General features: G+C 66.7%; 15 protein-coding genes, 1 tRNA gene and 1 pseudogene. 8 read left to right on the top strand and 9 right to left on the bottom strand.

Annotated features, from left to right (window positions below; all coding sequences use genetic code 11):
- From AC1DOC_RS04770 to AC1DOC_RS04750, 5 genes are all read left to right on the top strand, one after another.
- Nucleotides 1-653, top strand: a 653-nt coding sequence (locus AC1DOC_RS04770; protein WP_478129469.1) for a sensor histidine kinase, incomplete at its 5' end; no start/stop codon positions are given.
- A complete protein-coding gene (locus AC1DOC_RS04765) occupies nucleotides 650-1,282 on the top strand; it encodes a response regulator transcription factor (RefSeq protein ID WP_012747279.1) in 633 nt (210 codons plus the stop codon). The genes AC1DOC_RS04770 and AC1DOC_RS04765, both read left to right, overlap by 4 nt.
- A 76-nt stretch (nucleotides 1,283-1,358) precedes the next feature.
- On the top strand, nucleotides 1,359-2,210 hold the full coding sequence (folD, locus tag AC1DOC_RS04760) for a bifunctional methylenetetrahydrofolate dehydrogenase/methenyltetrahydrofolate cyclohydrolase FolD (protein WP_412510862.1): 852 nt from the start codon (nucleotides 1,359-1,361) through the stop codon (nucleotides 2,208-2,210).
- A gap of 5 nt (nucleotides 2,211-2,215) precedes the next feature.
- The gene (locus AC1DOC_RS04755; protein WP_478129468.1) at nucleotides 2,216-4,273 is read left to right on the top strand and encodes a M3 family metallopeptidase; all 2,058 of its coding nucleotides are present in this window, start codon (nucleotides 2,216-2,218) and stop codon (nucleotides 4,271-4,273) included.
- A 30-nt stretch (nucleotides 4,274-4,303) separates the two neighbouring features.
- The gene (locus tag AC1DOC_RS04750) at nucleotides 4,304-4,945 is read left to right on the top strand and encodes a glutaredoxin family protein (RefSeq protein ID WP_012747276.1); all 642 of its coding nucleotides are present in this window, start codon (nucleotides 4,304-4,306) and stop codon (nucleotides 4,943-4,945) included.
- A gap of 39 nt (nucleotides 4,946-4,984) precedes the next feature.
- Here the strand turns inward: AC1DOC_RS04750 and rpiA are convergent, their stop codons facing one another.
- Entirely contained in the window at nucleotides 4,985-5,716 is a 732-nt protein-coding gene (gene rpiA, locus AC1DOC_RS04745; RefSeq protein WP_478083509.1) for a ribose-5-phosphate isomerase RpiA, read from the bottom strand.
- A gap of 40 nt (nucleotides 5,717-5,756) precedes the next feature.
- Here rpiA and AC1DOC_RS04740 point away from each other — a divergent pair, with 40 nt between their 5' ends.
- Nucleotides 5,757-6,833, top strand: coding sequence for a quinone-dependent dihydroorotate dehydrogenase (locus tag AC1DOC_RS04740; protein ID WP_478079889.1), 1,077 nt, complete (start codon nucleotides 5,757-5,759; stop codon nucleotides 6,831-6,833).
- 21 nt (nucleotides 6,834-6,854) lie between these two features.
- Here AC1DOC_RS04740 and AC1DOC_RS04735 read toward each other — a convergent pair whose 3' ends face one another.
- From AC1DOC_RS04735 to AC1DOC_RS04720, 4 genes are all read right to left on the bottom strand, one after another.
- Nucleotides 6,855-7,577: a phage holin family protein gene (locus AC1DOC_RS04735; protein WP_018902815.1), complete on the bottom strand. Its 723-nt coding sequence runs from the start codon at nucleotides 7,575-7,577 to the stop codon at nucleotides 6,855-6,857.
- Nucleotides 7,578-7,628: 51 nt separating this feature from the next.
- Nucleotides 7,629-7,925 carry a glycine zipper domain-containing protein gene (locus AC1DOC_RS04730; RefSeq protein WP_012747272.1) on the bottom strand — a complete coding sequence of 99 codons (297 nt, stop codon included), beginning with the start codon at nucleotides 7,923-7,925 and terminating at the stop codon, nucleotides 7,629-7,631.
- A gap of 149 nt (nucleotides 7,926-8,074) precedes the next feature.
- Nucleotides 8,075-9,178 (bottom strand): NAD(P)/FAD-dependent oxidoreductase, encoded by a 1,104-nt coding sequence (locus AC1DOC_RS04725; protein ID WP_478129467.1) that lies wholly within the window; start codon nucleotides 9,176-9,178, stop codon nucleotides 8,075-8,077.
- Nucleotides 9,179-9,213: 35 nt separating this feature from the next.
- A complete protein-coding gene (locus tag AC1DOC_RS04720) occupies nucleotides 9,214-9,336 on the bottom strand; it encodes a hypothetical protein (protein ID WP_018902816.1) in 123 nt (40 codons plus the stop codon).
- Nucleotides 9,337-9,545: 209 nt separating this feature from the next.
- Between AC1DOC_RS04720 and AC1DOC_RS04715 the strand changes: the two genes are divergently transcribed.
- Entirely contained in the window at nucleotides 9,546-10,148 is a 603-nt protein-coding gene (locus AC1DOC_RS04715; RefSeq protein WP_412510858.1) for a peptidoglycan recognition protein family protein, read from the top strand.
- Nucleotides 10,139-10,516 carry a hypothetical protein gene (locus tag AC1DOC_RS04710; protein WP_062361668.1) on the top strand — a complete coding sequence of 126 codons (378 nt, stop codon included), beginning with the start codon at nucleotides 10,139-10,141 and terminating at the stop codon, nucleotides 10,514-10,516. Before AC1DOC_RS04715 ends, AC1DOC_RS04710 begins: the two co-directional genes overlap by 10 nt.
- Before the next feature lie 52 nt (nucleotides 10,517-10,568).
- Here AC1DOC_RS04710 and AC1DOC_RS04705 read toward each other — a convergent pair.
- The 4 genes and pseudogenes from AC1DOC_RS04705 to AC1DOC_RS04690 form a co-directional block, all read right to left on the bottom strand.
- A tRNA-Val gene (locus AC1DOC_RS04705) sits at nucleotides 10,569-10,643 on the bottom strand.
- A 79-nt stretch (nucleotides 10,644-10,722) separates the two neighbouring features.
- A complete protein-coding gene (gene dnaQ / locus AC1DOC_RS04700; protein WP_062361671.1) occupies nucleotides 10,723-11,430 on the bottom strand; it encodes a DNA polymerase III subunit epsilon in 708 nt (235 codons plus the stop codon).
- A gap of 12 nt (nucleotides 11,431-11,442) precedes the next feature.
- Nucleotides 11,443-11,781, bottom strand: coding sequence for an ISC system 2Fe-2S type ferredoxin (fdx, locus tag AC1DOC_RS04695; RefSeq protein ID WP_124957638.1), 339 nt, complete (start codon nucleotides 11,779-11,781; stop codon nucleotides 11,443-11,445).
- Nucleotides 11,782-11,788: 7 nt separating this feature from the next.
- Nucleotides 11,789-12,057: pseudogene (locus AC1DOC_RS04690) on the bottom strand (Fe-S protein assembly chaperone HscA); the annotation flags it as partial.

The raw sequence follows: 12,057 nt of genomic DNA, 5'->3' as shown, positions 1-12,057 counted from the left end.
TCAAGGGGCAGGCCATCGACACCGAGGCGCTGCTCGCGGCACTGGAGAAAACCTCCAAGCAGGCGCAGCGCGCGGGGCAGATCATCCAGCGCATCCGCTCGTTCGTGAAGCGCAGCGAGCCCAACCGCACCGCCGCCGACGTGTCGACCATGGTCAGCGAGGCGGTCGAGCTCGCGGGCATCGAGCTGCGGCGGCGCAACGTGCGGCTCAACCACTACGTGGCCGCGCGGCTGCCGGTGGTGCAGGTGGACCCGATCCTGATCGAGCAGGTGATGGTCAACCTGCTGAAGAACGCGGCCGAGTCCATCGACATTGCCGAGCGGCCGCTCGCCCGCCGCAGCGTCGAGCTGCGCGTGCTGCCCAAGGTGATCGAGGGCCACAACGCCATCGAGTTCTCGGTGCAGGACACCGGCAAGGGCCTGGCCCCCGAGGTGATGGACCGCCTGTACGAGGCCTTCTTCTCCACCAAGCCGGAGGGCATGGGCATCGGGCTGAACCTCTGCCGCACCATCRTGGAGTCCCACCGCGGCCGGATGCAGGCGGAGAACATCTACAATGGTCCGGATGTGATCGGATGCCGTTTTTCCTTCTGGATTCCGGTGTTGGACGCTCCCAGTTCCGTAGCAAGCGACGAGGCAAAGGTACCTGCATGAGTTTGATTCCGAAGAAGGGCACTGTCTATGTCGTCGACGACGACGAAGCCGTGCGAGATTCGCTGCAATGGCTGCTCGAAGGCAAGGACTACCGGGTTCGCTGCTTCGATTCGGCCGAGTCCTTCCTCTCCCGATACGACCCGCGCGAAGTCGCCTGTCTGATCGTCGACATCCGCATGGCCGGCATGACCGGCCTCGAACTGCAGGACCGGCTGATCGAACGGCGCTCCCCGCTGCCCATCGTGGTGATCACCGGCCACGGCGACGTGCCGATGGCGGTCGACAGCATGAAGAAGGGCGCGATGGATTTCATCCAGAAGCCGTTCAACGACGAGGAACTCGTCACGCTGGTCGAGCGCATGCTCGAGCACGCGCGCGGCGCCTTCACGCAGCACCAGCAGTCGGCCAGCCGCGATGCGCTGCTGTCCAAGCTCACCGGCCGCGAGGCCCAGGTGCTCGAGCGCATCGTCGCCGGCCGCCTGAACAAGCAGATTGCCGACGACCTGGGCATCAGCATCAAGACGGTCGAGGCGCACCGCGCCAACATCATGGAAAAGCTCAACGCCAACACCGTGGCCGATCTGCTCAAGATCGCACTCGGGCAGGCGGCACCGGCCGCCAAAGCCTAGAAGCTATCCGACCGATAGCAATGAATGACTCCCACGCCTGCGCAAGCGGGCGTTTTTACTTGGAAAATCGAAACCGATGACCGCCCAACTGATCGACGGCAACGCCCTCGCCAAAACCATTCGCGCCGAGGTTGCCGGCCGCACCGCCGCACTGAAGGCCAAGGGCGTGGAGCCGGCCCTTTCCATCATCCTCGTGGGCAGCGACCCGGCCAGCCAGGTCTACACGAAGCACAAGGTCAACGACAGCACCGAAACCGGCCTTGCGGCCACGCTCGAAACCTATCCTGCCGACATGAGCGAGGCCGCGCTGCTCGACCGCATCCGCGCCCTCAACGACGATCCCAAGGTGCACGGCATCCTGGTCCAGCTGCCGCTGCCCAGGCACATGGACAGCCAGAAGGTCATCGAGACGATCTCGCCCGCCAAGGACGTGGACGGCTTCCACGTGGCCAGCGCCGGCGCGCTCATGACCGGCGCGCCGGGCTTCTGGCCCTGCACGCCGTACGGCTGCATGAAGATGCTCGAATCCATCGGCTACGACCTGCGCGGCAAGCACGCGGTGGTCATCGGCCGCAGCAACATCGTCGGCAAGCCGATGGCCATGATGCTGCTCGCCAAGAGTGCGACCGTGACCATCTGCCACAGCGCCACGCAAGACCTGGCCGCCTTTACGCGCCAGGCCGACGTGATCGTTGCCGCGGTGGGCAAGCGCAACATCCTGACGGCCGGCATGGTGAAGCCCGGCGCGGTCGTGATCGACGTGGGCATGAACCGCAAGGAAGACGGCAAGCTCGCGGGCGACGTCGACTTCGACGGCGTCAAGGAAGTGGCCGGATGGATCACCCCCGTGCCCGGCGGCGTCGGCCCCATGACGCGCGCCATGCTTCTGGTCAACACCCTTGAAGCGGCCGAACGCGCCGCCAAGTGATCCACATGGCCATGACGAACAACCCCCTCCTCGACTTCACCGATCTCCCGCTGTTCGACCGCATCAAGCCCGAACACGTTGCGCCCGCGGTCGACATCCTGCTGGCCGAAGCCGAGGCGGCGCTGCAGGCCGTGACGGCGGCCGACTTCCCCGCCGACTGGAATGCGATCTCCAAGGTGCTCGACGTGGCCTCCGAGCGCTTCAGCCGCGCCTGGGGCGCCGTCGGCCATCTCAACGCCGTGGCCGACACGCCGGAGCTGCGCGCCGCCTACAACGAGGCCATGCCGCGCGTGACCGCCTTCTGGACCCGCCTGGGTTCCGACGAGCGCCTCTATGCCAAGTACAAGGCCATCGACGTGGCCACCCTCAACCCCGAGCAGCGCCAGGCGCACAAGAATGCCGTGCGCAACTTCGTGCTGGGCGGTGCGGAACTGCAGGGCGAGGCGAAAAAGCGCTTTGCCGACATCCAGGAGCGCCAGGCCGAGCTGAGCCAGAAGTTCAGCGAGAACGCGCTCGATGCCACCGACGCCTTCTCGTACTACGCGGCGCTGGGCGAGCTCGGGGGCGTGCCCGAAGACGTGGTGAGCGCGGCTCGCGCAGCAGCCGAAGCCGAAGGCAAGCAGGGCTACAAGCTCACGCTCAAGATGCCCTGCTACCTGCCCGTGATGCAGTTCGCCAGGAGCAGCGCGCTGCGCGAAACGCTCTACCGCGCCTACGTCACCCGCGCCAGCGAGCTCGGCGATCCGGCCTTCGACAACACGGCCCTGATCAACGAGATCCTCGCGCTGCGCGAAGAAGAAGCAAAGCTGCTCGGCTACCGGAATTTCGGCGAGCTCTCGGTCGTGCCCAAGATGGCCGAGTCGCCCGAGCAGGTGATCAAGTTCCTGCGCGATCTTGCGGCCAAGGCCAAGCCCTACGGCGAACGCGACCTGGCCGACCTGCGCGCCTTTGCCGCGGAGCAGTTGGGCATCGCCGATCCGCAGGCCTGGGACTGGAGCTACATCGGCGAAAAACTCAAAGAGGCGCGCTACGCCTTCAGCGAGCAGGAGGTCAAGCAGTACTTTCCGGCGCCCAAGGTGATGGCCGGCCTGTTCAAGATCGTCGAGACGCTGTTCGRGGTTTCGATTCGCCGCGACAGCGCGCCCACCTGGCACCCGAGCGTCGAGGTCTACCGCATCGAGCGGGCCGGGCAGAAGGTCGGCCAGTTCTACCTCGATCCTTCCGCCCGCGCCGCCAAGCGTGGCGGCGCCTGGATGGACGACGTGCGCGCCCGCTGGCTGCGCCCTGACGACGGCGTGCTGCAAACGCCCGTGGCGCAGCTCGTGTGCAACTTCGCGAGCGGTGTCGACGGCAAGCCGCCGCTGCTCACGCACGACGACGTGACCACGCTGTTCCATGAATTCGGCCACGGACTGCATCACATGCTCACGCAGGTGAACGAGCGCGACGTGTCGGGCATCAGCGGCGTCGAGTGGGATGCGGTCGAGCTGCCGAGCCAGTTCATGGAAAACTTCTGCTGGGAGTGGGACGTGCTCAGGCACATGACGGCCCACGTGGACACCGGCGAGCCGCTGCCGCGCGCGCTGTTCGACAAGATGACCGCCGCCAAGAACTTCCAGAGCGGCCTGCAGACGCTGCGCCAGATCGAGTTCTCGCTGTTCGACATGCTGCTGCACACCGAATACCAGGCCGCCGCCGCGCAGCCGGGCGGCGTGCTCGCGCTGCTGGGCAAGGTGCGCGCCGAGGTGGCCGTGATGCCCTCGCCTCCTTTCAGCCGCACGCCAAACACCTTCAGCCACATCTTCTCGGGCGGCTACGCGGCCGGCTACTACAGCTACAAGTGGGCCGAGGTGCTGAGCGCCGACGCCTATGCCGCCTTCGAGGAAACCGTGGGCGCCGACGGCCAGCCGAACATCGAGACCGGCCGCAGGTACCGCCAGGCCATCCTCGAAGCCGGCGGCAGCCGCAGCGCCATGGATTCGTTCAAGGCCTTCCGCGGCCGCGAGCCCCAGCTTGATGCGCTGCTGCGACACCAGGGCATGGCGCAGACCCAGCCCGCTTGATGCGGGCCTGAAGCTTGCGATACTCGGGCGATGCATCCGACCCACAAGAAATCCTCCTTGCATCGCCTGTCCGGCGCCGCGCTGCTGCTCGTCGCCGCAGGCGCGATGGCCCAGCCGATCTACCGCAACGTCGACAAGAACGGCAAGGTCACCTTCTCGGACCGTGCGCCCACCGCGAGCACGGAACCGGCCGCGGCGCCGCAGGCCGGCATCACGGCTCCCGCCAATGCCGGGCTGCCCTACGAGCTGCGGCAAGTGGCGCAGCGCTACCCCGTGACGCTCTACAGCAGCGAGGAATGCGCGCCCTGCGGCACGGCCCGTTCGCTGCTCGTCACGCGCGGCATCCCCTTCGAGGAACGCACCGTCAAGAGCAACCAGGACGTCGAGGCGCTGCAGCGCCTGAGCAACCAGTCCTCGCTGCCGCTGCTGACGATCGGCTCACAGCAGCTCAAGGGCTACTCGGACGCCGAATGGTCGCAATACCTCGACGCCGCGGGCTATCCGAAGAGCAACAGCCTGCCTGCCGGCTACCGCAATCCGCCGGCCCGGCCGCTGGTGGCGGCGCAGCCGGCGCCCGCTGCACGCGAGCCCGCGCCCGTTGCTCAACCGGCGCCGGCCGCGCCCGCACCGAGCGGTCCGAGCCCGAGCAACCCCGCCGGCATCAAGTTCTGACCCGGCCGGCCGCCGGCCAGGGCTGGCGGCCGTTGGTCCTCAGTCGAACCGCATCGTTCGCACGCCCGCGGGCGTGCCCAGCAGGCACACGTCGGCCTTCTGATGGGCAAACACGCCGACCGTGACCACGCCGGGCCACTGGCTCACCTCGGATTCGAACGCGAGCGGATCGCTGATCCGCAGCCCCGTCACGTCGACGATGTGCTGGCCGTTGTCGGTCACGAGCGGCAATCCGTCCTTCTCGCGCACCTGTGCGATGCCGCCCATGGCCTCGAACTGCCGCATCACGCGGCGCGCCGCCATCGGAATCACCTCCACCGGCAGCGGAAAGGCGCCGAGCGTGTCGACCAGCTTGGACGCATCGGCAATGCAGACGAAGCGCCGCGACTGCGCCGCCACGATCTTTTCGCGCGTGAGCGCCGCGCCGCCGCCCTTCACCATGAAACCGTGATGGTCGATCTCGTCCGCGCCGTCGATGTAGACGCCGAGTTCGTCGACCTCGTTGCTGTCGAACACCGGAATGCCCAGGGCGCGCAGGCGCTCGGTCGAGGCCACCGAGCTGGACACCGCGCCCTTGATCTGGTCCTTGATGGTGGCCAGCGCGTCGATGAACTTGTTCACCGTGGAGCCCGTGCCCACGCCGACGATTTCACCCTTGGCCACGTAGGCCAGCGCGGCGCGGCCGACCTGGGCCTTGAGTTCGTCCTGGGAGATGGTGCCCGCGCCGTTCGCGGCGCCGGCGGCGGAAGAAGGGGAAACGGGTGCAGTCATCGCGGAGAATCCTTGGCTCATTGAAGTCGAGAATTATCCGATGCCCCTGCTCCCCTCTTCGCTCTACGGCCTGGCCCGGCCCTTTCTGTTCGGCTTCGACCCGGAGCATGCCCACGAACTCACGCTCGACGGGCTGGCCCGCACGCAGAACACGCCGCTGGCCTGCGCCTACGCCGCGCCGCGCGTCGATGATCCGGTCACGCTTGCGGGGCTGGAATTTCCCAACCGCGTGGGCCTGGCCGCCGGTCTCGACAAGAACGCCCGCTGCATCGACGCCTTTGCCGCCATGGGCTTCGGCTTTGTCGAAGTCGGCACGGTCACGCCCAAGGCGCAGCCGGGCAACCCCAAGCCGCGCATGTTCCGCCTGCCCCAGCGCGACGCGCTCATCAACCGGCTCGGATTCAACAACGAAGGGCTCGATGCCTTTCTTGCCAACGTGCAGAAGGCGCGCTTCCGCAGGAGCGGCAGCGGCGGCAGGAAGCCGATGCTGCTCGGGCTCAACATCGGAAAGAACGCCGCCACGCCCATCGAGAAGGCGGTGGACGACTACCTGGCCTGCCTGGACGGCGTGTACCCGCATGCCGACTACGTGACCATCAACATCTCCAGTCCCAACACCGCCAACCTGCGGACGCTGCAGAGCGACGAGGCACTCGATGCGCTGCTGGGCGCCATCGCCGAGCGCCGCCATGCGCTGGCCGAGCGCAGCCGCCGGCGCGTGCCGCTGTTCGTGAAGATCGCCCCCGACCTGGACGAAGGCCAGGTCGCCGTGATCGCCGCCACGTTGCAGCGCCATGGCATGGACGGCGTGATCGCCACCAACACCACGCTGGCGCGCGATGCGGTTGCCGGCCTGCCGCATGCCAACGAAGCAGGCGGGCTCTCGGGCGCCCCCGTGCGCGAGGCGAGCAACCGCGTGGTCTCGCAACTGCGCGCGGCGCTGGGGCCGGCTTTTCCGATCATCGGGGTGGGAGGCATCCTGAGCGCGGCCGATGCCAGGGCCAAGATTGCCGCGGGCGCGGACGTGGTGCAGATCTACACCGGCCTCATCTACCGCGGCCCGGCGCTGGTGCGCGAAGCGGCGCAGGCATTGCTGCAAGGCCGCAGCGCCGCCTGAGCCTCCGCGCTTTTCTCTTTCTCAGCGCATGCGCCAGAGCACTGGCGCAATGAACGCAGCCCAGCGCAGCAGTCGCTTGGGACGGATCACCACCACGGCCACCGCAGCGGCGACGCCGGTGGCCACGGGGTGCTCCCGCGCAATGCGCAATGCCGCCGCTGCCGCCGATTCGTCGGCCGGCGGTGCCTCGGAGGAAGCAGCCGTTGCGCCGGCGGGCCGCGCCGGGCCTGCGCCCTGCATGGTGGCAATGCGTTCGCGCTGGCGATCCATGCGGGCGAGCAGTTCCTCGCGCGTGGCGGGCCGCCGGGGGCGCGGCGCTTCTTCATCCTGGTCGGGATCCTTGCCGAGGCCGAAGCTGTCCTGCACCCAGGCCCAGTCGCGTTCGAATTCGCGGCGTGCCGGCATGAAGCTGTTGGAGGCATTGCGAAGGGTCAGGAACAGCCCCAGCGCCGCGCCCAGCCAGAGCAGGACCCACACGCCGGCCACCGACCACGCCGCCGCGATGCGGTGCGGCGTTTCCCAGAAATGCACCACCACCGCCATCGACAGCAAGGCCACCGCCACCGTGGTCAGGCCGAGCACCGCCACCACCAGCACCAGCATCAGCTTGAGGCGCTGCTTCTCGTCCTCCCACGCCATGCGCAGGAGCTGCACGCGGTCTTCGGCCGCCAGCGCACCTTCGGCCGCAGCGATCCGCAGCCGCCGCAAACGGGCATCGAGCCCGAACAGGGACAGCAATCTCATGCGCCGACTCCGGCTCGGCGAGGAACGGCGCGGCGGCGGCTTGCGTTCAGGTCAGCGGCGGCCAAGCAGCAGGCCCACCAGCACGCCGACAGCCAGCGCGGCGCCGGCGATCTGCCACGGTTCGTCGTGGGCGTAGGCGTTGGCAGAGTTGGCCGCTTCGCGGGCCTTCTTGGCGGCCAGCTTGCTCTTTTCCGCGGCAAGTTCGCGCGCAATGGCGAGCTTGGTGTCGATGCGCTGGCGCAGCGCCTTGATGTGGGGAACCGAATCCAGGTCCTTGCTGGCCAGCACGCCGCGCACGTCGCTCGCGATGTCTTCGGCTGCCGCTTCGATATTGTTGGATGCACTCATTGGAAACTTTCCTCCGTGATGACACCGGCACCGCGCCGGCGGCTTCACGCCAGCAAATGGCGTGGTGTCATGTTACAGGCACAAAAGCCCCTCATGCACGGCAGTTATGCAGACTTCTGCACGCGATGGGCCCGGCATTGCGTCCGCGGTCAGCCCGCCGCGAGCATGCGCTCGACGTGCCGCCCGATGGCCAGGCTGCTCGTGAGCCCGGGCGACTCGATGCCGAAGAGATTGACCAGCCCGTGCACGCCGTGCGATTCGGGTCCGTCGATCATGAAGTCGCGCGCCGGCTCGTCCGGGCCCGAGATCTTGGGCCGCATGCCCGCGTAGCCCGGAATCAGCGCCCCATCGGGCAAGGCGGGCCAGTACTTGCGCACCTCGGCGTAGAAGCCATTGCCGCGCGCCGGGTCCACCACGAGGTCGTCGGCCGATTGCACCCATTGCACGTCGGGGCCGAACTTGGCTTGCCCGCCCAGGTCGATCGTCAGGTGCACGCCGAGGCCGCCGGGCTCGGGCACCGGATAGACAAGGCGGCTGAAAGGTGCGCGGCCCGACAGCGTGAAATAGCTGCCCTTGGCAAAGTAGGYGGTGGGCATGGCCGCCGGCGGCAGGCCTTCGAAGCGGCGGGCCAGTTCGGGCGCGAGCAGGCCGGCTGCATTGACCACGGTGTTGCAGCGCAGCGCCGTTCCGTCTTCCGCTACCAGGACGATAGCGTCCCGGCCGCATTCCGCACGGGCGATGGGCGATTTCAGCGCCAGCATGCCGCCCGCGTTCTCCAGGTCGCCGAGCAGGCTCAGCATCAAGGCATGGCTGTCGACGATGCCGGTGCTCGGCGAATGCAATGCCGCCACGCAGTGGAGCTGCGGCTCCAGGGCCATGGCCTGCTGCGCAGTCAGCAGCACGAGGTCGCCAACACCGTTGGCGGCCGCCTTGGCACGGATGACTTCCAGCTGGGCCACCTGCTCGGCCGAAGTCGCGACGATCAGCTTGCCGCAGCGCCGGTGGGGCACGCCGCGCTCTGCCGCGTAGCCGTAAAGCGCCTCCTTGCCCTCGACGCAAAGCCTGGCCTTGAGCGAGCCCTGCGGGTAGTAGATGCCCGCATGAATCACCTCGCTGTTGCGCGAACTGGTGCCGGTGCCAATGGCACCTTCGGCTTCCAGCACCACCACCTCCCGGCCCGCGAGCGCCAAGGCGCGCGCCACTGCCAGTCCCACCACACCACCGCCGATGACGGCGCAATCGAGTTCATCCATCGTGCGAGCTTATCGCGGCTCGCGGGCGGATTTCTTCAGGACGTGGTGGGGGGCGGCTCGGGATCGGTCGGCTCGTCGGGCGGCGTGCTCGGCCCTTCGTCGGGCTCCACGGGCAGGTCCGGCGTGATGGGGGACGGAAGGTCGGGATGGGTGGCCATGGCGGATGCTCTCCTTTGCCTTTTTCTAAGCTGCTGCAGCGCACCTTCAGCCAGCACAGGGCGGCGATCGGCGTCAGCGCGAGCCGACAGTTTCTTGAATCRGGCCACCCCAACGAGGGCTTGACCCGCTATGTACGACGAAACGGTACGCTTCCGCATCGAAGGCAGATGTGATGTACTTTGACGCGTCGTTCCACAGGGAGAGAGATATGTCGACCATCGACGCGAACGGGATGCTCATCGATCCCAGAGTGATCGCCAGACGTTCATCCGGCATCGAACACGGCGCCCTGCCCAAGGTGCTGGCCATCGTCGTCCATCAAACAGACTCATCGACCGCCGAGTCCAGTCTCAACAGCTACGGAGATGGTGGCAATGGCGCCCATTTCCTCATCGACAAGAATGGCCAGATCTATCAAACGGCCAGCCTGTACTCGCGCTGCTATCACGTCGGCAAATTGATCAAGTCGAAGTGCCTGACCGTCAACAGGAACACGTGCGACACGGCAGCCATGGCCAAGATGCTGGCAATGTCGTGGATTCAGCAGATCAACGCACTGGATGCGCATGAACGCGCCAAGTCGTATCCGGACCGGTACCCGGTCAACAGCGAGGCCATCGGCATCGAGCTCGTGGGACTGCACATCGACGAGAAGACCTATGAAGCGGTGACGGCTGCGCAGAACACGGCGCTGCAATGGCTCATCGACGAGCTGTATGCCCAGTTCAACCTGAAGCCCGCCGATGTCTACAGACACCCGACGGTTTCATACAAAAATCCGGGCGAAGCGAGCTCGGCGATATGGAAATGAAGTCTCGGATCACCGCCACGGCAGCCGCGGCGTTGCTCGTTGCAGCGTGTGCAACCGGCAGCACAGGGTTCACGGACGTCTTTGTCGCCGACTTCCGATCCGACCAACCCGCCACCTGCCGCCCGACGGATGTGCCGCAAAACCACGCCAAGGCGCGCGAGTTCTTCTCGCGGGCCAAACAGGTTGACTACAAGACACTGCACGACAACTATGAGCAGGCGCCCTGCTTTGTCGAAGGTACGCTGAAGCAGCGCGGCAAATCATGCGACTGGCAGATTCGCGCGGGCGCCACGGGCGCGGTTCAGTGCGGGGAACAGCGGCTGTACTTCGCCTGCGATACCTGCAATGACCTGTTCGGCATGAAGTAGGTAGACGCAAAAAAAGCGACTTGGACAATCCAAGTCGCTTTATTCAGAAAATTGGTGGGCGGTGGAGGCTTCGAACCTCCGACCCCAGCAGTGTGAATGCTGTGCTCTACCCCTGAGCTAACCGCCCTTTCAACCCCTTGGCGCCGCTGCTGCAGCGCCTTGGAATTAATCGCGTTGCGCGAAGCCTTCGATTATGCCACAGGATTTCAGCTGTTTTGCCGAAACAGCGTGCGCCCGTTGCTGGATTTGTCGAGCTGCGACAACACGGCTTCGTGCGCCGCAACCTCCTGCTCGGCGGCCATGATCACCGGCAGGTCGAACTGGCTCAGGTCGATGGCCACCACCGTGGTGCCCTGCGCCGGCTCGTTCGAGGCCACGTCGATCAGCAGGGCGTCCTGGCCGCGCGTGAGATTGATGTACACGTCGGCCAGCAGCTGCGCGTCGAGCTTGGCGCCGTGGAAGGTGCGGTTGGAGCGGTCGACGCCGAAGCGGTCGCACAGCGCGTCGAGCGAATTGCGCTTGCCCGGGTAGACCTGCTTGGCCATGGCCAGCGTGTCGGTCACCTCGCCGACGAAGCTGCGCAGCGGCGGCAGGCCGGCCAGCTCGAGTTCCTTGTTGAGGAAGCCGACGTCGAAGGCCGCGTTGTGGATGATCAGCTCCGCGCCGCGCAGGTACTCGACGATGTCGTTGGCCAGCGTGGCGAACTTCGGCTTGTCGCGCAGGAAGTCGGTCGTGAGGCCGTGCACCTTGAGCGCGTCCTCGTGGCTCTCGCGCTCGGGATTGAAGTAGATGTGCAGGTCGTTGCCGGTGAGCTTGCGGGCGAACAGCTCCACGCAGCCGAGCTCGATGATGCGGTCGCCGTTCTCCGCGGACAGGCCGGTGGTTTCAGTGTCGAGGACGATCTGGCGCGACATGCAGTGGCTCTTTCAGTGGTTTTCTTTGGCGTGGTTGATCGAGTACTTGGGAATCTCGATCGTCACATCTTCCTGCGCCAGGATCGCCTGGCAGCTCAGGCGCGATTGTGGCTCCAGGCCCCAGGCGCGGTCGAGCAGGTCTTCCTCGCCCTCCTCGGCCTCGTTCAGCGAATTGAAGCCCTGGCGCACGACCACGTGGCAGGTGGTGCAGGCGCAGCTCATCTCGCAGGCGTGCTCGATGTTGATGTGATTGTCGAGCAGCGCCTCACAGATCGAGGTGCCGGCCGGCGCCGTGATTTCTGCACCCTGCGGGCAGTACTCGGGATGCGGAAATATCTTGATGGTGGGCATGTGGTTCTCAGAGGGATTCGAGCTTGCGGCCCGACAACGCGCGCGCAATGCCCGCGTTCATGCGCTGGGCGGCAAAGGCTTCGGTGTCGTTGGCCAGCGCCTTGGTGGCGCCTTCGATGGCCGCGGCGTCATTGCCCTTGGCGGCTTCGCGCAGCTTCGCCATCGACGCATCGATGACAGCGCGCTCTTCTTCGCCCAGCAGATCGCCGTCGGCATCGAGCGCGCTCTGGGTGGCAAGCAGCATGCGCTCGGCATCGACGCGCGCCTCCACCAGCG

The organism is Variovorax sp. 01T439_2, from assembly GCF_056398445.1.
Note: the sequence above shows the minus strand (reverse complement) of the source record. Positions and strands in the feature narration are given on the sequence as shown.

What these genes read in the sequence shown, in the direction of transcription:
- AC1DOC_RS04765 (WP_012747279.1), top strand. Translation starts at nt 650, where the DNA reads ATGAGTTTGATTCCGAAGAAGGGCACTGTCTATGTCGTCGACGACGAC.
- folD (WP_412510862.1), top strand. Translation starts at nt 1,359, where the DNA reads ATGACCGCCCAACTGATCGACGGCAACGCCCTCGCCAAAACCATTCGC.
- AC1DOC_RS04750 (WP_012747276.1), top strand. Translation starts at nt 4,304, where the DNA reads ATGCATCCGACCCACAAGAAATCCTCCTTGCATCGCCTGTCCGGCGCC.
- rpiA (WP_478083509.1), bottom strand. Translation starts at nt 5,716, where the DNA reads ATGACTGCACCCGTTTCCCCTTCTTCCGCCGCCGGCGCCGCGAACGGC.
- AC1DOC_RS04740 (WP_478079889.1), top strand. Translation starts at nt 5,757, where the DNA reads ATGCCCCTGCTCCCCTCTTCGCTCTACGGCCTGGCCCGGCCCTTTCTG.
- AC1DOC_RS04735 (WP_018902815.1), bottom strand. Translation starts at nt 7,577, where the DNA reads ATGAGATTGCTGTCCCTGTTCGGGCTCGATGCCCGTTTGCGGCGGCTG.
- AC1DOC_RS04730 (WP_012747272.1), bottom strand. Translation starts at nt 7,925, where the DNA reads ATGAGTGCATCCAACAATATCGAAGCGGCAGCCGAAGACATCGCGAGC.
- AC1DOC_RS04720 (WP_018902816.1), bottom strand. Translation starts at nt 9,336, where the DNA reads ATGGCCACCCATCCCGACCTTCCGTCCCCCATCACGCCGGACCTGCCC.
- AC1DOC_RS04715 (WP_412510858.1), top strand. Translation starts at nt 9,546, where the DNA reads ATGTCGACCATCGACGCGAACGGGATGCTCATCGATCCCAGAGTGATC.
- AC1DOC_RS04710 (WP_062361668.1), top strand. Translation starts at nt 10,139, where the DNA reads ATGGAAATGAAGTCTCGGATCACCGCCACGGCAGCCGCGGCGTTGCTC.
- dnaQ (WP_062361671.1), bottom strand. Translation starts at nt 11,430, where the DNA reads ATGTCGCGCCAGATCGTCCTCGACACTGAAACCACCGGCCTGTCCGCG.
- fdx (WP_124957638.1), bottom strand. Translation starts at nt 11,781, where the DNA reads ATGCCCACCATCAAGATATTTCCGCATCCCGAGTACTGCCCGCAGGGT.